The 20121-nt window shown below is 34.4% G+C and carries 19 protein-coding genes and 2 pseudogenes; 3 read left to right on the top strand and 18 right to left on the bottom strand.

The annotated features are described in order from the left end of the window. On the bottom strand, positions 1-891 hold the full coding sequence (locus BAU17_RS03885; protein ID WP_161901510.1) for an ABC transporter ATP-binding protein: 891 nt from the start codon (positions 889-891) through the stop codon (positions 1-3). Between the two features lie 149 nt (positions 892-1040). Between BAU17_RS03885 and BAU17_RS03880 the strand changes: the two genes are divergently transcribed. Then, entirely contained in the window at positions 1041-1622 is a 582-nt protein-coding gene (locus BAU17_RS03880; protein WP_161901509.1) for a TetR/AcrR family transcriptional regulator, read from the top strand. Between the two features lie 121 nt (positions 1623-1743). On the opposite strand, the gene BAU17_RS03875 is transcribed toward BAU17_RS03880, so the two are convergent. From BAU17_RS03875 to BAU17_RS03795, 17 genes and pseudogenes are all read right to left on the bottom strand, one after another. Further along, positions 1744-3045 (bottom strand): pyrimidine-nucleoside phosphorylase, encoded by a 1302-nt coding sequence (locus BAU17_RS03875; RefSeq protein ID WP_161901508.1) that lies wholly within the window; start codon positions 3043-3045, stop codon positions 1744-1746. Between the two features lie 25 nt (positions 3046-3070). Beyond that, positions 3071-3742 carry a deoxyribose-phosphate aldolase gene (gene deoC, locus BAU17_RS03870; protein ID WP_161901507.1) on the bottom strand — a complete coding sequence of 224 codons (672 nt, stop codon included), beginning with the start codon at positions 3740-3742 and terminating at the stop codon, positions 3071-3073. A gap of 86 nt (positions 3743-3828) precedes the next feature. Further along, positions 3829-4782 (bottom strand): sugar-binding transcriptional regulator, encoded by a 954-nt coding sequence (locus BAU17_RS03865; RefSeq protein ID WP_161901506.1) that lies wholly within the window; start codon positions 4780-4782, stop codon positions 3829-3831. Positions 4783-4850: 68 nt separating this feature from the next. Beyond that, on the bottom strand, positions 4851-5612 hold the full coding sequence (locus BAU17_RS03860; RefSeq protein ID WP_161901505.1) for a tyrosine-protein phosphatase: 762 nt from the start codon (positions 5610-5612) through the stop codon (positions 4851-4853). Between the two features lie 15 nt (positions 5613-5627). Then, positions 5628-7007 (bottom strand): hexose-6-phosphate:phosphate antiporter, encoded by a 1380-nt coding sequence (uhpT, locus tag BAU17_RS03855; protein ID WP_161901504.1) that lies wholly within the window; start codon positions 7005-7007, stop codon positions 5628-5630. A gap of 219 nt (positions 7008-7226) precedes the next feature. Further along, entirely contained in the window at positions 7227-7439 is a 213-nt protein-coding gene (locus BAU17_RS03850; RefSeq protein ID WP_161901503.1) for a hypothetical protein, read from the bottom strand. Positions 7440-7475: 36 nt separating this feature from the next. Continuing rightward, on the bottom strand, positions 7476-9233 hold the full coding sequence (locus BAU17_RS03845) for a DUF2207 domain-containing protein (protein WP_161901502.1): 1758 nt from the start codon (positions 9231-9233) through the stop codon (positions 7476-7478). A 193-nt stretch (positions 9234-9426) separates the two neighbouring features. Beyond that, positions 9427-9837, bottom strand: a complete 411-nt coding sequence (locus BAU17_RS03840) for an NUDIX hydrolase (protein WP_420022102.1) — start codon at positions 9835-9837, stop codon at positions 9427-9429. Between the two features lie 172 nt (positions 9838-10009). Further along, positions 10010-11497 carry an FAD-dependent oxidoreductase gene (locus BAU17_RS03835; protein ID WP_272927941.1) on the bottom strand — a complete coding sequence of 496 codons (1488 nt, stop codon included), beginning with the start codon at positions 11495-11497 and terminating at the stop codon, positions 10010-10012. 9 nt (positions 11498-11506) lie between these two features. Further along, positions 11507-11698: pseudogene (locus BAU17_RS14275) on the bottom strand (FMN-binding protein); the annotation flags it as partial. Between the two features lie 678 nt (positions 11699-12376). Beyond that, the gene (locus BAU17_RS03830) at positions 12377-13420 is read right to left on the bottom strand and encodes an ABC transporter substrate-binding protein (protein ID WP_161901500.1); all 1044 of its coding nucleotides are present in this window, start codon (positions 13418-13420) and stop codon (positions 12377-12379) included. Continuing rightward, positions 13420-14202 (bottom strand): ABC transporter ATP-binding protein, encoded by a 783-nt coding sequence (locus BAU17_RS03825; RefSeq protein WP_161901499.1) that lies wholly within the window; start codon positions 14200-14202, stop codon positions 13420-13422. The genes BAU17_RS03830 and BAU17_RS03825 overlap by 1 nt, the downstream gene beginning before the upstream one ends. A gap of 11 nt (positions 14203-14213) precedes the next feature. Further along, positions 14214-14912, bottom strand: coding sequence for a FecCD family ABC transporter permease (locus BAU17_RS03815; RefSeq protein ID WP_237579079.1), 699 nt, complete (start codon positions 14910-14912; stop codon positions 14214-14216). Then, the gene (locus BAU17_RS03810; RefSeq protein ID WP_237579080.1) at positions 14905-16191 is read right to left on the bottom strand and encodes a glycoside hydrolase family 1 protein; all 1287 of its coding nucleotides are present in this window, start codon (positions 16189-16191) and stop codon (positions 14905-14907) included. Before BAU17_RS03810 ends, BAU17_RS03815 begins: the two co-directional genes overlap by 8 nt. Positions 16192-16269: 78 nt before the next feature. Beyond that, positions 16270-16593 carry a PTS lactose/cellobiose transporter subunit IIA gene (locus tag BAU17_RS03805; RefSeq protein ID WP_161901497.1) on the bottom strand — a complete coding sequence of 108 codons (324 nt, stop codon included), beginning with the start codon at positions 16591-16593 and terminating at the stop codon, positions 16270-16272. Positions 16594-16615: 22 nt separating this feature from the next. Then, positions 16616-17842, bottom strand: coding sequence for a PTS sugar transporter subunit IIC (locus BAU17_RS03800; protein WP_161901496.1), 1227 nt, complete (start codon positions 17840-17842; stop codon positions 16616-16618). Positions 17843-17846: 4 nt separating this feature from the next. After that, positions 17847-18158 carry a PTS sugar transporter subunit IIB gene (locus BAU17_RS03795; protein WP_161901495.1) on the bottom strand — a complete coding sequence of 104 codons (312 nt, stop codon included), beginning with the start codon at positions 18156-18158 and terminating at the stop codon, positions 17847-17849. A 241-nt stretch (positions 18159-18399) separates the two neighbouring features. Here BAU17_RS03795 and BAU17_RS03790 point away from each other — a divergent pair. Together BAU17_RS03790 and BAU17_RS03785 are read left to right on the top strand one after the other, a co-directional pair. Continuing rightward, positions 18400-19398: pseudogene (locus tag BAU17_RS03790) on the top strand (Gfo/Idh/MocA family protein). Positions 19399-19496: 98 nt separating this feature from the next. After that, positions 19497-20121, top strand: a 625-nt coding sequence (locus BAU17_RS03785; RefSeq protein ID WP_161901494.1) for an HTH domain-containing protein, incomplete at its 3' end; no start/stop codon positions are given.

The raw sequence follows: 20121 nt of genomic DNA, 5'->3' as shown, positions 1-20121 counted from the left end.
TTACTCCTCCTTCTGCAAATCGTAATGGCGCATAAACAGTTCTTCTAAACTAGGCGGTTCAGCTGTTAATGATTGAAGTGTAATGGTCGATAATTCTTGAATAACAGTATTAAGAGCTGTTGTTTCTACTGAAAAACGATATTGCTGAGCGGTAGAAACAAAATCATAAACGCCAGCGAGCTCACTGATAGCAGTCAAATCATCATCAGTTTTAACAGTTAATGTTGTGCGTGTGAGATGACGTAACTCTTCTAACGTACCACTTTCCACAATTTCTCCTTGTCTAATAATACTGACATAATCACATAGGGCTTCTACTTCCGAAAGAATATGGCTAGATAAAAAAATTGTTTTTCCAGCTTGTTTGAGTTCCAATACACATTCTTGAAAAATCGTCTCCATCAAAGGATCCAATCCTGATGTTGGTTCATCGAAAAGATATAGCTCTACATCACAAGCTAATGCCGCTATCAACGCTACTTTTTGACGATTACCTTTTGAATAAGTTGCTGCTTTTTTCTTTGGATCTAGTTGAAATTTTGCTATCAATTCTGCTTTTCTCTGCTCATTTTGTTTTCCGTGCAACCGTCCTAAAAAATCAATAATTTCTCCACCGGTTAGATCTGGCCACAAACTCACATCCCCTGGAACATAAACTAAATTTGAATGAATAGCGACTGAATCAGTCCATGGATCCTGATTTAATACAGAGACGTCACCCGAAGTTTTCTTTAATAATCCCAATAAAATGCGAATAGTCGTTGACTTTCCGGCACCATTTGGACCAATAAAACCATGTACCTGCCCTTTTTTTACAATCAAATTGATATTCCTTAACGCGTCAAAATTTCCAAACTTTTTTGTCATGCTTTTGCTTTCGACTATATTCATTTCATCTTCCTCCTTTTGTTTTAGAGTTAAACATCCTTCGTACTCTAAAATATCAAAACGAGTCATTTAAGTCAATTATTTTAGAGTAATATAATTTACCAACTCTAAAACTTTCGTTATAATGAAAACAGAATGAAGGAGGACAGACAATGAACGGATATGAAAAAAGAACACAATTAAAAATGTCGAAAATCATTGATGCTGCCAAACAATTATTTGTCACACAAGGACTCGAAAAAACGACCATTACTGAAATAGCAAATAAAGCAAATGTTGCTCCTGCTACCGTATATAACTATTTTGAAACAAAAGAAGGGCTGATTCTGGCAGTTGCCAAAACCGTCATTGATACCTCGTTGACAGAAAAAAAGAAGCTCTGGAACAGCGAACTTCCTTTCGATCAATTGTTAGAACAGGCTATTGTCAATCAAGATTTATTTTTAACGCCAGAAAATTTGGTACTCTTGGAAATCTTCCTAAATGAAAGTGGAGATACCAATAAATTCATTCAACATGTATTTGAAGTTGAGTACCCTCGCTTATTGGAAATATTTATTCAAAAAGGACAGGCCGAAGGTTTCATCAAACACGATATTTCACCAAAAACGTTAATGCTTTACTTAAAAATGTATCAAACTATCCTCAAAGATCCCGATTTAGTCAAAACTGAAAATAAACAAACTTTAAAAGAATTGTATGATTTATTGTTATATGGTTTAGTGGGAAAGTAAGTTACGATGATTAATTGAATTACGTATCTAGCAATTTTTATATATGCAAAAAGAGACACGAAAAGATTTTTTTCGTGTCTCTTTCTTTCTAAGTTTTTAATTACTGATTAGATTTACTATCTTAAGAATGAATTTCTCTATAAATCAATTTAGTTTCAGGAATGTCCTTACCAATACAGATATTTTCTTTAAGCATAGCTTCAATATCAGCAACATCTTCTTGATTAGCAAAAATGGTGACTAATGATTCCCCTTTTTTAACTGAATCGCCTACTTTTTTACGCAAAATGAAGCCGACTGCTAAATCAATACTATCTTCCTTTGTTTCCCGACCAGCACCAAGTTTCATAGCAGCTACTCCAATAGTATCAGCTACCATCTCAGTAACAAATCCATCCTCATCAGCCAACACATCAAATTTATACTTTGCTTGTGGTAACAATTCAGGCTTTTCAACCCATTCGGGATTTCCTCCTTGATTTTGAATAAACTGTTTAAATTTGCCAAGTGCTGAACCATCTTCAATAACTGCTTTCAACCTCTCTCTTGCTTCCTCTAAAGAATCTGTTTTCTCAGCAAGAACCACCATCTGGCTTCCTAAAGTTAATACTAATTCTGTTAAATCTTCTGGACCATTGCCTTGTAATGTTTCAATAGCTTCCTGTACTTCTAAAGAATTACCAATCGCGTTACCTAATGGTTGTGACATATCAGAAATAATTGCCATTGTATTTCTACCAACTAATTGTCCAATTCGCACCATTGCCGAAGCTAGCTCAGCGGCTTCTTCTTCAGTTTTCATAAAAGCACCGGCACCCGTTTTGACATCTAGCACAATAGCATCTGCTCCAGCCGCAATTTTCTTACTCATAATTGAACTCGCAATCAATGGAATCGAGCTAACTGTTGCCGTAACATCTCGCAAAGCATATAATTTCTTATCTGCCGGTGTGAGATTGCCAGATTGTCCAATCACTGAAATTTTATCTCGATTAACCATTTCAGTGAATTCTTGATCAGTCAATTCTACATGAAAACCAGTGAATGCTTCTAATTTATCGATTGTCCCACCTGTATGTCCTAACCCACGACCTGACATTTTGGCAAAAGGAATATCTAGTGCCGCTATTAATGGTGCTAAAACCAATGTGGTTGTATCGCCTACTCCACCAGTTGAATGTTTATCAACTTTAGTTCCTTCAATGTTTGATAAGTCAATGACATCACCAGAATCAACCATCGCTAATGTTAAATTTGCCCGTTCTTCATCTGTCATATCTTGAAAGTAAATCGCCATTAGAAAAGCACTTGCTTGATAATCCGGAATCGTACCATTTGTATAGCCGTTGACAAAAAATTGAATCTCTTCCTTACTCAACTCTCTGCCTTCTCGTTTCTTTTCAATAATATCGACCATTCTCATAGTCACTATCTCTCCTTTATTTTCTCTAGTAATCCTCAGTCGTAGTTTCAATACTCGCATCAATAATTGCAACACTTGAACTTGCACCAATTCTTGAAGCACCCGCTTGAATCATCGCTTGGGCATCTTCTGCGGTTCGCACACCTCCAGAAGCTTTGACACCAATATCAGGTCCCACAGTATTTCTCATTAATTCAATATCTTTTACAGTAGCACCACCTGTTGAAAAACCTGTCGATGTCTTAACAAAATCAGCTCCTGCTTGGACGGCTAGTTTTGAAGCTCGAATGATTTCTTCTTCTGTCAATAAACAGGTTTCTAAAATCACCTTGACCAAAGCTCTCCCTTTCGCTACTTCAACGACCTTTTGAATATCTTGTAAAACGAATGCTTCATCTCCGGATTTTAATGCGCCGATATTAATAACCATATCGATTTCTGAAGCGCCATTTTGAATCGCATCTTCTGTTTCAAATGCTTTTACAGCTGTGGTATTGGCTCCTAACGGAAAACCAATCACTGTGCATACTGCAACTGATGTCTCAGCCAATTCTTTGCTTGCTAAAGCTACCCAGTAAGGATTGACACATACCGAAGCAAACTCATATTGTTTGGCTTCTTTTATAATATCCAATACTGCTTCTTTCGTTGCTTCGGGTTTTAATAATGTATGATCAATTTTTTTATTTATATTCATAACTTTCTCCTTTTTTCGGAAATTAAATTCAAATAAGATGAAATTTCGTTCAACCTTGATTTTTATAAAAGAGTAGAAAACAATTTCTACTCACTTTTTCCTTTGTAATTTAATAACTCTATCGCTGTAAATTTATCAATCAAAAGTACATTCGCATATCCGCCAACTAAGGCACCATGAATTGCTTTCACTTTTCGATCGCCACCAGCGATTAAAATAGATTTTTCTTTCTTTTTCAGTTCTTCTAATTCAATACCAATTGTTCTACTGTCAATTTCCTTGTCACTAATTTGTCCATTTTCATCAAAAAAGCGAGAACAAATATCACCGACTGCATTCGCCTTTAAGGTTTTCTCCTCTACTTCTGTAAAGTAACCTAAACGAAAATGAAGCGATTCATTTTGAACAGTTCCAACAGTGAATACAGCAATATTTGCCTGTCTGGCTAGATTCATCACTTTACGAATGTGTCGATCTTCCACAACCAAATCTTTGGCAATCTTGCTATCTAAAATCACTGGTAAAGGAAATGTTTTAGCTTTAGTATTAAATTTTTCAGCAAACAACGCCAACGTTTCAAAGGCATAGTTATTCACATCAAAATAAGCAATACCACCTTTTAGTTGAACAACTTCTACCCCTGTTATATCAAGATGATTCATTTTAGCAGCTGTTTTATGCATTGTGGTTCCCCAACTAATACCAATAATGTCACCACTTTTGATAACTTCTTCTAAATATTCTGCTGCAGAAGAAGTTAAATATTCGGAGATTGAATTGTAATCAGAATCTGGTGAAAAAGCGACATGAACATCTGTCAACTGGTATTTTTCTTTTAATTTTTGCTCAATCTCAAATAAATCAGAAAAAGGATCAAAAATTGTAATTTGAACGTAGCCTCTTTCTTTGGCATAGTTCAACAGTCTTGAAATCGTTGGACGTGAAACATTCAATTTTTTGGCAATTTCTTGCTGACTAAGTGAAGACTGATAGTAAAGCCTTGCAACTTCGATACTAAGTTGTTGTTTTTCTTTATCCATACACACGGTCCGTTCTTTATTATTTTTTTTATTATATCAAGAACGAACTTGGAAAACAAACACTCTCGTTACTCTACTAAATACATAGCTTTTAATTCAGCTAGTTTTTCTGAATCAAAGTTTAGATACTCTGCGGCGTATTTTTCAGCCGTACCAAATTTTTTCTCAATGAGATGAAAAGCATGGTCAAGATAATCTTCTTTTACATACAAAGCTGTTGCTAGAGATTCTAGCTGTGCTTCATCAAATCCTTGCTCTCTAAATTGTTGAAGCAAAGCATCGTTCGCTTGTTTTCTTTCAGAGTTTGTAATCAAAAAGTCTTCATAAATAGCTTCCTTCTCTACATCTAAGAGCAATAATAACAACGCAGAAGCATAACCTGTCCGATCTTTCCCTGCAAAGCAGTGAAAAATGGTTGCCCCATCCTTATTTTCTAAAATATAATCTAAAAACTCTTTAAAACCTTCTTGTGCTCCAGGATTGAGAATTAAATCTTCATAAACCCCTAACATATGTTGATCAACGGCTTCAATTGATTTTAATTTGGCAAAGTCAGCTAAACTTGAACTCTTAGCATTCATTTTCCCTAACAAATCTAAATTAACATACTCAACATTTTCAAGTGGTGTATCAGGTGATTCATCAATTTCAAACGAACGTCTAAAATCAATAATTCTTGTCAAATTAAATGTATCTACAAGTGTTGTTTGTGTTTCTTGGTCTAAGTCTACTAATTGTCCTGAACGTAATAATTTTCGAGGCTTTACTTGCTTACCTTCTCTGTTTTTAATACCACCTAAATCTCTAAAATTTGTAATTTGTACCTTCATCTATTTATTCCACCTTTACGCTTTGACTTTTTTTCTTCTTTTTTCTTCTGCTAAGGCAATAATTCCCAACAGAACTGCAATGATAACAATTGAGATATAGAAGATAATGAACGTATCATTCCATCCATGCAACACATGACCAAAGAAATTCACTCCATCTGCTGCTGGATCTGAAATTCTAGCTAATAAAATTTTAGCCATTGAATCACCAAACAGATAGGCAAATGCTCCTAATAAGCCGCCGGATATTACTGTTGCTTTTTTAGGTACGAATCCTAACATTGATAGATTAATTAGTAGTTGGGGACCAAAAATCATCATTCCTAAAATAAACAATGCACCATTAATGACTATTTCTGTCGTTCCTACCTGATAAGCAATAATCCCAATTGGCAAAAGAATCGTGCTAATTGTTGCAACTAAAGCAGGTCTACCTTTTAGTAAATCAGAAACATATCCCCAACCAAGACAACCGACAAGCGCACCCATTTCAAAATAAAAAATAGTCTGAGCTGCTGCTTCTTGACTAAAATGCAAATGCTCAGTCACGTATAAGGGCGCCCAATTATCAATACCAATTCGAACGATATAGACAAATACGTTTGCAACACAAAGGACCCAGATATACGGATTTGTTAATAGGTATTTCTTGAATGTTTCCCATTTTGTTAAGTTTTCTGCATCCACATTTGCCTCTTCAACAGGTTCACCAAAGATTTCTTCACTGGAGTTCCATCCTAAATCTTCTGGTCTATTTTTACCAATAAAGAACGTAACGATTGCCACAACTGCAGCTACTAAAGCCGGAATAATAAACATACCTGCAACATGCCCTTTAAAAAAGGTTTGTGCACACCAGACTGCAAAAATCCCTGCAAAACTACCACCAATATTATGAGAGGCATTCCAGAGTCCAATGTATCTTCCTCGATTTGTTCGAGTGGTCCACTGAGTAATTACAGACGCACAACTAGGTCCACCAACACATTGGAAAAGTCCATTTAGTGACCATAACACCACAATCCAGCCTATTGCAACATTATTCATAGTAAAGAGAATCCCCATGCATAACACTGTAAGTGATGATAATAACAACAAGATAGATAAAATTTTCTTCGTGTTCTTGCCATCAACAACATAACCGACAATAAATTTACCAAAGCCATAAACAATTGAAAAGACAAAACCGATATAGCCCAAATCTGTTGTCGTAAGCCCTAATTGGCTTTTTAACAGCGGTTGTGCGGCTTTGAAATTATTTCGAATCATGTACATCGTAATATAAATCACCACAACAACTAAAAACGGTTTCATAAATTCTTTAAACCATTGTTTTCTTTGTTCCGACAGAGACAATTGAGTTTTTTTATCACTAATTACATTTACGTTTTTCAATTTACCTCACCTCAAAAAAATAATTATAATGGTTAGCGCTTCCAATATAGAAGTATCATACACGATTAAAGAACAAATGTAAACACATATATGAAATTATGTTCAAAACAAAAAAATAAAACCACGTAAGATAAATTAAAAAACTTTATCTTACATGGTCTGCTTAAATCTGACTAGTAAAAAGTAACATTCGTGCTTTCTTTCAACCTTTTACCTTGCCTAATGCAACTTTTCAATTTTATTAAGTTCGGTTTCTTCTAAATAAAACTCAAACATGTCATCTATTTCAAGATAGTTATCTTCCAATAAGATTTCTTTTTCGGACACATCAAGAATTTGATTTAATTGAGCGTGCAAGGCTTCTTCATTATCAAAGGTTGCCCATAGCGTCGCACAACCACTGTCAAAAACTGAGAGTACATAAATTGTCATGATAAGAACCTCCTTTTGCAATCTTTTTAGTAAGAGTTAGCGTGCACCACCGCCTCCTCCTCCGCCAGCGCCGCCTCCACCACCAATGGACGTGGAACCACCAGCACCACCAGAAGAACCATAGCCACCACTAGCCAAACCTTGTGACCAGCTGCCATAAAAAAGAGAATATCCATAAAAATTATGATAAAAATAAGGAGCTTCGTTCTCAAAGCGATGCCATACTTCTGGATAAAATTTTTGTAAATCTGTCGCGAGTTCGGTACCTTTTCCATATAACGAAGCCCAGATTAGTAATTTTTCCCAAGAAAGTGTCTGTTCATAAGTTGCTGCTTCCTTTAAGTCAATCGCTTGCAAATAGTTCTCAAATTGAACTAAATGATCCATTAATTCTTCACCTGATTCTGTCAAGATTTGGACAGATGCTTTGAATCCTAAAATAGAAATTTCCTTTACAATAATATAGCCTTTTCTTTGCAAAGTTTCTAAGGAGAACTCATTTAGTTTTTTATCTAAATCAGAAATTTCTTCTACATTTTTTTTCGTCCACGATTGAATATCAGAGCTAGTTACAACACCTGTTTTATCAGCTGTTTCCAATAAGATTTTCCAAATCGCCAGCTCATAGGGCAATTCTCCCTGACTTGCTACGACTTGTTCTGCATATTCTTTAAAAGAGACTTCTGATAGTTTCACCCATTTATCATGATTGAGAACGGTAAGCGTCGTTTGTTCTTTTGCTTTAAACTTACCTTTTACCGTTTCAGTTTCAACTGAAATTCTGCCTTCATTTGCCCATTGTAAAAGATACGCAAAAAAGTATTCCTTAAATGAACCTTTGTATATCTGCTGTAGAAGAAAAGCAACCTCTGCCATATCTCCGTCTTCATACGGACGTTTCTCATAAACTATGCCTTTATTTCGTTTCTTTAGTTTTGAAGCTGAAGGCATTTGTCCTGCCTTTTTATATAAACGATTCACGTGAGAAATCAAAGCAATAACTGCAGCTCCGAGTAAACCAATCACACCTAAAATCCAACCTATCACTTTATTATTCATGCCTTGATTGTCATTATAAGAAGAACCTTCTTGCGCCATTTCACGCTGCTCACTCAACGTCATGTCTTCTGAAGCGGACGTCGAAAAAGGTGCATTAGAAAATTGCAACAACACCGTTGCGTAATTTTCCGTGCTTAATGCTTCGGTTGATTCCCAAACAATGTGACCATTTTCCAGTTCGATGACTCCTTCTAGTCCAAATCCCCAGAAAGAGACTTCATCTTGCGTAAAAGGTTCTGGTCCTTCAATTTCCATCGTTAGTTTTTCTGGAGGAATATCACCAAAGGTATTAAAATTCCAAAGTAATCCTTGACCGTCCTCTAATTCCCGTACTAAATTAGTTAACGTGTAAGATAATTCATAATGGTTCGAACCATAGTCACCAATCCCCCAGACTAGTTCATAGTTTGCCCCATCTTCTATCGTTCCATAACGCCCGGTTTTTTCTTCACGTGTGGCATCTGTGTTCCAGTCATCATTTAACGTAAAATTTTCTACTTTAAAATCGATCAATTCAGAATCTTGTAAATTCTCCATAGAGATGAATAGTTCCGTTCCTTCGTGCATTTCCATATCTCGCGTTTCTGTTACAACACCTGAACCATCTTCCAGTAATTTTACATGGATACTTAAATTCGACATCGAATTACTATCCGCTTGTACCTCTTGTTTCAAAATAAAACCACTCAGGAAAAATAGGACAGAAAGAAATCCTACCCACTTTATTTTTTTCATTTTCCACACTCCTCACATCACCACAACAAACAATTGAATTGTTTATTGGTACTTTATATAATGGTACCATTTAAACATAATATTGCATAAGCAAATTATCATTTAGTTATGTAAGTTACATATTTTTGTAATATTTGGATGGTGTGTCGCTAGTAAACAAAGGTCCAGTAGTAAGATAATATCCCTCTACTATTTATTGAACATGATTTAATATATTTATCAGATAATCTACCACTTTTTCTTGCGTTGGAATTGTTTTGACTAATGCATATTGGGTGTGTTCTTCTGGGTCAAGAAGAATTTCTCTTTTCTCTAAGATTTCTCCCTTATACACAAGACGCGTAAAAATTATATCTTTTTTGACGTCATAATTGCTATCTTCATATACAATACCAGTAATATGAATTTTTTGATTTGTTTCTTCTAAAACTTCCCGTTTAGCTGCTTCTTGAGGTAACTCACCATTTTCAACAGTTCCACCTGGAATGTCCCAATAATCAGGGAAAACATTGGGTTGATTTCTTTTAATTTTTGTTCTTTTTATGATTAAAAATTTATTATTTAGTTTTATCAATGCATGGGCAATTAATTTATTTTCTGTCACAGCTATCATAACTCCTTCTCGTTTCTATATTCATTTTATTACAATTAACTGTTAAATAGTCTCTACCGTTCACCTAATTTTCAGGGAAAGCTGGAACATAAAAATACTGACTTCCAAAAGTTAGATTTTTCATCTAACTTTTGGAAGTCATCTTATCTAAGCATTCAAGCATTTATTTTTGAATTTCTTCAGCTAAAGATTCGGCAACTAATTTACCTGAAGTAAGTGCCCATCCATTATTTGCGCCAGATGGAGAATCGTCGCCCATCACACCACCAACAATCTCACCAGCAGCATACAAACCAGGTATAACCTCACCTTTTTTGTTTAATACTTGTAAGCGTTCGTTAGCAACCAAGCCACCCATTGTCGTTGCAAATCGTGGTTTTTGTTCGACTAAATAATAAGGACCTTCACCAATTTTTTTCGACATAAATTCAACTGGTCTTTGGAAGTCTTTATCTTCTCCAGCTTCTACGTACTCATTATACGTATCAATTGTTTGTTTCAAAACTGAGCCATCTATTTTCGCTACTTTTGCTAGTTCATCAATAGTCTCTCCATGGAAAAAATAAGGGGGTTCTAATCCATTATTTTCTAACCATTTATCAATATCACCTTCACTGATTCCAGCTTCTTCTACTGCCGGTTTAAATAGATCAAAAGCGGCTTGATCCATTAGTAGATATAGCATCTGTTCAGGTTGTGCCAATTCAACTTCCAAAATTTGCCGATTGCTTGCTCGTTCATTAACTACGCGTTGACCATCTGAATTTATCAAAATAGCATTTTCTTTAAAAACAACAATATTACCAGCAATTGTTGATTTTGCTTTACCTTCTGAGCTTTCAATCCCATTAGGATAAGTTTTGCCATATTCCATTAATCGTGTTGCAGCATCGATATCTTCTGTGTCGGTCAAGATAATTCCGTCACCTGTAGAGGATTCTGGTCCATAATATAAAACAGATTTCAAATTATCTGACAACAATTCTTTGTTGTTTCCATAACCACCAGATGCTATAATAACTGCTTTTGCCTGTACTTTATAAGTTGTCCCGTCTTCTGATTGTGCAATTAAACCATTAACAGCTCCATTTTCATCAACTGTTAATTCATTGACTTGTGTATCTAAATGCACATCAATCTCGGTTTCTTCAATTTTTTCACGGACTGTTTTTGCAAACTGAGGACCACCACCAGTATAAGCTAATTCACGATCATGACTATATTCTGCTAATTTATGCAAATCTGCATCATATTGGACTCCAACATATCCATGTAACCAATCTGTTGTTTGACCAACATTTTCTGCATAGAGAGTTAATAGTTCGGGGACATTTTTTTCAGCGCCATTTTTCATAAAATCTTTGACCATACTATCCACGCTATCATCAGTAACACCAGCTTCTTCTTGCAATTCTGAGCCCATCACTACTTGGTTTCCACCACTAATTGAAATAGCGCCACCTAAATAACTCATCTTCTCAAAAAGAATTGTATCAAATCCTAACTCATCTGCACGCAAAGCAGATGACATACCGGAAGCTCCTCCACCAATGATAACTACATCAGTTGTTAACTCAATTACTTCATCAGATAATTCTTTTTCTACCGCAACAGCTTTTAATGCCTCGACATCCCCACCAGCTTGATTCACAGCATCTTCAATGGCCGCTAGAATTGCTTCATTGGTTAATGATGCCCCACTCACCGTATCAACTGCTAATGATTGATATTCAATGACTGAAGCAGGAATTTCTTTTAACGCTTTATCACTAACACCTTCTGTTTCATGCTGTTCGACAACTTCAATTTTTTCAATTTGTTCTGGACTGAAGGTCACTTCAACCACAATGGGTCCATTCTTTCCTTCACTTTCTCCTGTAAATGTACCTTCTGTATAGGCTCCCTTCGTTTCTACTGCTTTTTCTTGATTACTACACGCTCAGATTGATAAAAAAATCACAATAGATAATACTGATAAACCTATGAAATTAAATATTTTTTTCATATTACTCCTCCTTTTGTTAATTTAATCACATATATTATATAGTTAAATCACCTCAGAAACAAGACATTCTTTAGAATTTTCTTACAATTCTATAGTAAAAAACATTTTGATTTAGTTGTAAGAATGAGTTCTAATGAACTTGCCAATAAGCTTTATCTACAAAAGAGTCGCTCTAACTTTCGAAAACCGATTGAGAATTTTAATTTCTTTTTAGAATTTGTCCCACTGAATGAAGTCAAGCAAGTGGTACATTTATTATCAAGCCAACATCCATTATATATTCATGGCCGTGGTATCAGCTAAATACTTAAACAGTATTACATAGATTGAACCCCCTTTTTCTGTTTAACTTTCCAATGGCTCCCTCCAATGAAGACCATTTGTTAATATCTATTTGGTATCTTAATATTATCTAGCAAATGTTGATGATTTCCACGATGATTAATCCAAATCGCTAACATATTCCTTGTGGATAAATTAAAACAACAATCTTAGATAACCAAGATTGTTGTTTTTGTATTGTTTCTATTTATTTTCACTGTATAGATTATCACCTAACATTTCAAGAGTGTCAAAAATACGCACACCATAATCCATAAAATCATCATAAGTCGTTGTAAAGATACGATTTTCTTTCACTGCATTAACATCTTTCAACAGCGGCTCCTTTTTAATATTTTCTATTGCATCTGCATCTAAATCAGCATTACGATCGGCTGTGACATACAAAATAATATCTGGATTTGTATTAATAATAGTTTCTAATGATGGATCAGCAACACTTCCTTCAACTGCAGGTTTTACATTTAATTGTTTTAACAAATCACTCTGAAGTCCACCAGAGATATTGAACACAGCAAATGAAGATTTTGATGAATCATAAGCAACTATCGGCAATAATGTCAGTGTTTCATCCCCGTCTTGCGCTTTTACTTTCTCAACCACTGTTTGATATCGTGTTTCTAACTCTTTGGCATACTCTTCTGCACGTTCATTCACATTAAAAATTTTTCCTAATGTTAGAACATCATCAATTACATTCGTTAATGGCGGATTAGTAGTCATACTACTTGCTGTTTGAATATACGTTTGAATCCCCAAATCATTTAACGTTGCTACAGAACCAATCGACTCATCATTAAACGCCATTTCACGTCCGACAACAATATCAGGTGTATAGCCTGCAATTGTTTCTTTTGAGATAGTCATTTTATCCCCGATAACCTCTAAATCTTTCACATCATCTGCAAATTCACCAGTAACTTCATTATCTGGTTGAGTAATTCCGACAATTTTATCTTTTAAACCTAGTTCTAGTAAAATTTCAATCGAAGACAAGTTGTTTGTCACAATACGTTCTGGTACTTTTTCAAATTTTTGTGTATATGTTTTTCCTTCTGGATCAGTCACTTCAATTTCTAATGGATAGACAGTTTCATTTACTCCTTTCGGTACTTCAGTTGTGGATACAGTTGTTTCAGAATTTTCTGGTTCCTTTTGACCGCAAGCTGTTAATAAAAATAATGTAGCAAATGTAGCTGTTGTCATACGTAATACCCGTTTATTCATTATATTCTCTCCTTCATTTGTGATGTGTAATAACTTATCAATATATTGTGTGTGTTTGTATCTTCATAAACTTCACAATCGACTTCATAAATGTCTTTAATAATTTCTTTAGTTATCACCTCCTTAGGCTTCCCGTGATATTTGATTTCTCCTTCCTTAATAAAATAAATGTAATCACAAAATTGAGCAGCTAATGAAATATCATGTAATGCCGCTAGCGCATTCACTCCAAGTTTCTTAATCATCCGAAGAATTTCTAATTGATATTTGATATCTAAATGATTACTAGGTTCATCTAAAATCATCAATGTAGGGTTTTGGACAATTGCTCGTGCCAGTGAGACACGCTGTTTTTCGCCCCCAGATAGTTTTGAAATCGTTCGATTCTTTAATTCCTGTAAACCAGTTTTTTCCAAAGCATCATCAACTAATTGATAATCTAAAGTACTCTCTTTTTCTAATGCTCGTAAATGAGGGGTTCGTCCCATCAAGACAATTTCTTTAACAGTAAAATCAAAGCTATTATTTTGAAATTGAGAAACCACAGACATACGTTGAGCGATTTCTTTAGTAGGTAGTTGTTTCATTTTTAAATCATCTAAATAAATAGTGCCACTATTAGGCTCTAGAACGCGATATATTGACTTTAATAAGGTCGATTTGCCACTTCCATTTGGGCCAAGCAAAGCAGTAAAAGAATGATTCGCTACTTGTAAATCAATGTCTTTGATAATTTTTTTAGCCCCTAAAAAAATGTCTAAATTTTCAACTGTTAAATCCATTCAATTCTCCCTCATTCTTTGAATTGGTAATTTTTACGAATAATAATAAAAGCAAAAAAAGGTGCTCCAACGATTGCGGTAAAAATTCCAATTGGTAATTCATTATTTTCAATCAATGTTCTAGCTAAAATATCCACAGTTACTAAGAAAGTACTGCCGATTAAGATTGCTACTGGAATCAATTTACGATGATCTGGTCCTACCAATGCTCTGGAAATATGAGGAATGACTAAGCCAACAAAACCAATAATTCCGCAAGTTGCAACTAGAATCCCCGTCAAGAGTGCCACAAAAATCGTATATACTTTTCGATAAAAATTTAAACGTATTCCCAAAGTTATAGCAACTTCTTCTCCTTGTAGCATCGCATTTAATGTGCGATATTGTGTTGAAAAATAAGCAGTCACTAGGCAAACTGCAACTGCTGGTAATAATAAATTGTCCCATTTCGCTGAAGATAATGATCCCATTGTCCAGTAAGTTACTCGAGCAATTGTATTATCAGTTCCTGAAAAAACGACAATAAAGTTTGCAATTGCAGTAAATAAAGCATTGACAATCGTTCCCGATAAAATCAGTTTAGTCGTAGTTATCCTACTTCTAAATGAAGAAAGAAATAATACACAAATCGCTGCACTTAATGCCCCAATAAATGCAGTAAATGCTAAACCAAAGCCACTTATCATTCCAAATATTCCACTACTACCCATTACTCGTACTCAATACGTCAATTGCAGACCAAGGTAAAAATCCAAAAACAGGAACACCTAATTCAATTGCTCGATGAATAGATTTTAGATGTTGTTCCCAATAATCAATTCTGTAATCATCATGAACCGTCCCATCTTCATTTAATGTATCATAGGCGCCTAATCCATTTTCTGTAATAATCATGGGAATCTCATAGCGTTCATAAATGTCTCGTAATAAATATTCAAACCCTATCGGATCAATGGTCCAATCCCAATCATTGGTTTCTGCATTAGGATTTTTAATATACTGATAAAAATCGGGCATGATTTCATAAGCACCCATAGAGTTTTTCTTCCCAGCTAGATTACTTTTGGCTTCTTGATAAATATTGTTTTCTCCTTCAGGATATTTCACACATTTACTTGCATAGTAATTAACCCCTAAAAAGTCTGAATAGCCTTTTTTAATAGCAGCCATGTCGCCTTCTTCAATTTTTGGAGCCCAGCCTTTTTCTTTTAAATAAGACATCGCTCCAACTGGATACTTCCCTTTAAAATAAATATCCAAGAAGTAATGATTTTTCAAATCTTCTGCATTTAACATGGCTAACATATTTTTGGGTGTTGAATCCACTCCATATACTGGCGAGTAGCCAATAGCAGCTCCTACGATTCCATCTTCTACTACTTCATGAACATAGCTACAAGCAAATGCATGTGCTAGATTAAGGTGATGATTTAGTTGAAATTTAACTTGAGGATCATCCAGATACTTCTCAGGTATATAATTTTTCTTATACCAAAATTCAACAATAATCGATTGTTCATTGATTGTTAGCCATTTTTTTACTTTGTCTTTGTAACGATCAATGATAAATTTAGCATAATATTTGAAGTCTTCTACACTTTGTCGATTAATCCAGCCGTCATATTTTTCAACTAATGCCATGGGCATATCATAATGATAGAGCGTTGGAACTGGCTCTATTCCATTTGCAAGAAGTTCATCAATAAAATTGTCATAAAATTCAATTCCTTTTTGGTTTACTTCACCCACGCCATCAGGAAATACTCGAGACCAAGCAATCGAGAAACGATGCGCTGTAAATCCGGCTTCTTTCATCAATTGAATATCCTCTTTATAACGATGATACACATCACTCGCTACATCTGCATTAGCAAAACCCGTATCTGCATTTAGTACATCCATTTGTGACAATTTTTTTCCATCTATTTCTGCAGCACCTTCTACTTGATAAGCACTGGTTGAAGCACCCCATAAAAAATTTTCTGGCATTTTTTTCAAAATAATTCCTCCTTCTATTGAATATCCATCTATTTATTTGACTGTGTAGTCATTAAATAATCCACTGTTTCAATAAGTAGATTTTTTTAATTTATCGTACAAAAGCTTCATTGATTCAATCATATTTTTTTCAGACATAATGGTCATCAATGTGTCTTGTGCGTGAATAAACAGCAAATTAATCTCTAATTCAACACCGCTCGCCTGTTGCTGAATCGTACTTGTTTGACATTGATGCGCTGTTCGAATTTTTTCTTTTGCTTCTTTCATTCTTTCAAAGTATTCTGCTTCATTATCTTCAACCAAGGCTTCGAGTGCTTTTTTCATTTCTTCACGAGCATTTCCTGCATTTAGGATTATTTTCATAGCTGTCGTGTCAATATTTACTTTCATTTTCCATCACCACTTTCATTTTTTAAGCTACATTATTTTCGCTTAATTGTTTGTCATATGCCTTAAAGAATGGGTACCAAATCAACCCATAAACAAGTAGAAGAACTCCCCATAAGATGACCGCTCTCCAATCCTCTGTAGTTAAAAATGAACTAATAGGCATCGGTAATTTAACGCCTGTTAATAATTTTGCTGGAACATTTACCCATCCGCTCTTCATAAACAGCCATACAATTAAAGGACCTACTATTCCATTAATCCACATTGGTGGCATTAAATACGGATTAAAAGCTACGGGTGTCCCAAAAATGACGGGTTCGTTGATATTAAATAATGAAGGGATTAAATAAATTTTACCCATGACACGCAGCTTCTTACTTTTCGCTTTCATCATTAGAAGAACCAACGGCAAGGTTGCGCCCATTCCTCCTAACCAAACAAAACCAACAAAAACGGTCTCTTGCGTGACAATATTCACTGCGGGTAATCCTGCAGCAACATTATCAATGTTTTGTGCAATTCCTTCTAACATAATTGGCGTATAGACAGGAGACAATAACCAGCTACTAATACCTAAAGAGTAAAAAACAGCAGGTACAAAGCAAATCAATAGAAAACCTGGTAACGTTTGACCAAAGCTATTAATTGGACTAAATAATTTGGTAACAAGCTCGAAAACATCTAAATTTAACGTATACGTTAAGATCATAGCTATCAACAAAGCGATAAAAGTTGGAATGATTTGATTAATCCATCCTGTTAAAAATTCAGGGAGCGTCGTATTGTTTGCGAAAGGATCCCATTTTGCATATAAATGAGTGATGATAATACCTAATAATCCTGAAACAAAGGCGATTAAGATTCCTTTGGGACCTAAGCGACTAAATTCTATTGTTATAACACCATCAACAATATCGGGTTTAATCATCATTAGAAAAGTAACTAAACCAATGATTCCAGTACATAACTTATATTTTGCATGACGGAATTTATCCATCCCTTGGTAACCTACAAGAAAAGATAAAATAAGTGAATATAATCCGAAACTAAAATCATAAATTGGTTGAATATCAGGTAATATTGTCACGTATAAACGAATAATATTATAAATTGAAATCAAAGAACCTAAAAATATGACAGGCAAAACCAACATAATGCCACTAGAAATCGTTTGAATCCACCTATTTTCAGCAAACTTGTTTAACTTAGGTGCAAATTTCTCCTCTAAAATTTGAATAAAAGCATTCATTTTTCTACTCCTTTTCTAAAATACTTTGGACTTGCTCCAGCATTTTTTCTCCATCTAATTCTCCATAAATATCTTCTGGAATTACCACCATAGGTACTTTGTATTGTTCAGCTTTATCTTTCACTTCATCAATTAAATACGTCATATGAGGTCCAAGTAATACAATATCGGTATCTCCAATATAGGATTCAATATCACTTTCAGAAGCCGCCTTTATCTCATAGTTTAATTTTTTCTTCTTTGCTGCCTTTCTCATCGTTTGTGCCAAAAAGCCACTTGACATTCCTGCTCCACAACATAAAAAAATTTTTTTCATCCTTCTTCGTCTCCTTTTTTATTTTTGATATTCATACTATCTCATGTCGTTAAAAGAAATTCGTTTACTCTTTTTCCGTTTTTGGGAAAAAGTTTAATAGAAATGTTTTTATACCTACTTTAAAATAATGGATGAATAGCCTATTGCTCTCTATTTTAATATTCACGCCTATTTTGCCATTATCAAAAATAACACTCAGAAAAAAAGTTTTACGGTAACGTTTTAAAGAGGAGGAAGAAAAATGCTTTTTTTAGGAATTATCGGAACAAATCGAATTTCCCATCAATTTGTCCAAGGAGCACTAGAAAGTGGAAAGTATACTTTATCAGCTGTATTTTCACGTAAGCAAGAAACCGCAGAAAATTTTGCTAATAATTATACAGGAGAAATAGATTGTGAAACTGATTTGAATGCTTTTTTGGCTCTTCCTAATTTAGATGTAATTTATATTGCCTCTCCTAACAGTTTACATTTTTTCCAAGCAAAATCAGCCATCTGTGCAGATAAACATGTTATTGTCGAGAAACCAGCTTTTTCTAATCCAAAAGAAATAGCAAAAATAGTTTCTTTAACTAAAGAGAAAAAAGTATTTTTCTTTGAAGCTGCTAGACACATCCATGAAGAAAATTTTAAAATCATTAAAAGCTTTTTGGCTAAATAAAAACATATTATTGGCGCAAGTTTTACTTGTATGAACTATTCTTCTCGTTACGAACAGGTATTAGCTGGAGAAGAACCGAATATCTTTTCTCCTCATTTTTCTGGCGGATCATTATCAGATTTAGGAATTTATCCAATTTATGCTGCTTTAGCTTGGTTTGGAAAGCCTAAAATAGTGCACCATTTCGCACATAAAATCATCACAGGTGTCGATGGGTTGGGTACAATCATCTTGCAATATGAAAATTTTGAGGTAACCATTCAACATGGCAAAATCGCGAATTCTTCCTTAGCATCCGAGATTTATTTAGTGGACGGAACGCTTCATTTATATAAAATAAATGATATTCAAACCGTCAAGTTTACAAAACATAACAAAGAAAGTATAGATTTAGATATACCGTCTAAAAGTCATCGAATGATTGACGAAGCTATAACGTTTGCTGAGATCATTAATGATTCGACAAACTCTAACACCCTAGCACGTTACCAAGAATTAGTGACTCTTGCCAAAGAAGTAAATACTATTTTATTTGATTTAAGACAACAAGCGGATATCCGATTCGATTCTGACAAATAGTCAAAAGAATTTTATGACTCCGTTTCAATTAAATATGAATAGGTATATATTATAAGATTCAATAAGGATACAGTCAGATTACTTTGGGAGGACTTTTTATGAGTAACAAAAAAAAGCAATTACTACAAGTTTTACACGATTCAGATGTACCGTTAACAGTAAAAACCTTATCTTCTTTCATAAATACTTCCGAAAAAACCATTCGAAATTATATTAAGGAGATAAACTCAACTAGTGACACCCCTGTTATAGATAAGATAGGAACAAAATACTTTTTGAAGAATTCTTCGCAGTTAGAAGAGCTTTTAGAGAGTGAATTGGATTCAAATGTTTATAGGGAAAAAACAATTCTCAACAAATTATTGACGAATCATACCAAAAAATTTTCGACATTTGATTTGGCTGATGAGCTATTTATTAGTTTTTCTACCTTAAGAAATATAATTGCTCAATTAAATGAACAAATCGAGACTTACGATTTACGAATTATCTCTAGAAATAATTTCTTATATTTAAATGGCTCAATTGAGAAACAACGTCAACTTTTAGCTGATATTATTCATGAAGAAGCGAGTAATTCACTTTATTCTCATGAGCAATTAATAAATTATTTCGAGCCTGATTTTGTCCAAAAGGTTACATTTATTCTAGACGATTACCTGACAATAAAAAGTTATGAATTAAACGGACTAGCTAAATTTAATGTATTGGTTCATTTTCTCA

Source organism: Candidatus Enterococcus willemsii (assembly GCF_009933335.1).
Lineage (GTDB): Bacteria > Bacillota > Bacilli > Lactobacillales > Enterococcaceae > Enterococcus_F > Enterococcus_F willemsii.
Note: the sequence above shows the minus strand (reverse complement) of the source record. Positions and strands in the feature narration are given on the sequence as shown.

What these genes read in the sequence shown, in the direction of transcription:
- BAU17_RS03885 (WP_161901510.1), bottom strand. Translation starts at nt 891, where the DNA reads ATGAATATAGTCGAAAGCAAAAGCATGACAAAAAAGTTTGGAAATTTT.
- BAU17_RS03880 (WP_161901509.1), top strand. Translation starts at nt 1,041, where the DNA reads ATGAACGGATATGAAAAAAGAACACAATTAAAAATGTCGAAAATCATT.
- BAU17_RS03875 (WP_161901508.1), bottom strand. Translation starts at nt 3,045, where the DNA reads ATGAGAATGGTCGATATTATTGAAAAGAAACGAGAAGGCAGAGAGTTG.
- deoC (WP_161901507.1), bottom strand. Translation starts at nt 3,742, where the DNA reads ATGAATATAAATAAAAAAATTGATCATACATTATTAAAACCCGAAGCA.
- BAU17_RS03865 (WP_161901506.1), bottom strand. Translation starts at nt 4,782, where the DNA reads ATGGATAAAGAAAAACAACAACTTAGTATCGAAGTTGCAAGGCTTTAC.
- BAU17_RS03860 (WP_161901505.1), bottom strand. Translation starts at nt 5,612, where the DNA reads ATGAAGGTACAAATTACAAATTTTAGAGATTTAGGTGGTATTAAAAAC.
- BAU17_RS03850 (WP_161901503.1), bottom strand. Translation starts at nt 7,439, where the DNA reads ATGACAATTTATGTACTCTCAGTTTTTGACAGTGGTTGTGCGACGCTA.
- BAU17_RS03845 (WP_161901502.1), bottom strand. Translation starts at nt 9,233, where the DNA reads ATGAAAAAAATAAAGTGGGTAGGATTTCTTTCTGTCCTATTTTTCCTG.
- BAU17_RS03830 (WP_161901500.1), bottom strand. Translation starts at nt 13,420, where the DNA reads ATGAATAAACGGGTATTACGTATGACAACAGCTACATTTGCTACATTA.
- BAU17_RS03825 (WP_161901499.1), bottom strand. Translation starts at nt 14,202, where the DNA reads ATGGATTTAACAGTTGAAAATTTAGACATTTTTTTAGGGGCTAAAAAA.
- BAU17_RS03815 (WP_237579079.1), bottom strand. Translation starts at nt 14,912, where the DNA reads ATGGGTAGTAGTGGAATATTTGGAATGATAAGTGGCTTTGGTTTAGCA.
- BAU17_RS03810 (WP_237579080.1), bottom strand. Translation starts at nt 16,191, where the DNA reads ATGCCAGAAAATTTTTTATGGGGTGCTTCAACCAGTGCTTATCAAGTA.
- BAU17_RS03805 (WP_161901497.1), bottom strand. Translation starts at nt 16,593, where the DNA reads ATGAAAGTAAATATTGACACGACAGCTATGAAAATAATCCTAAATGCA.
- BAU17_RS03800 (WP_161901496.1), bottom strand. Translation starts at nt 17,842, where the DNA reads ATGAATGCTTTTATTCAAATTTTAGAGGAGAAATTTGCACCTAAGTTA.
- BAU17_RS03795 (WP_161901495.1), bottom strand. Translation starts at nt 18,158, where the DNA reads ATGAAAAAAATTTTTTTATGTTGTGGAGCAGGAATGTCAAGTGGCTTT.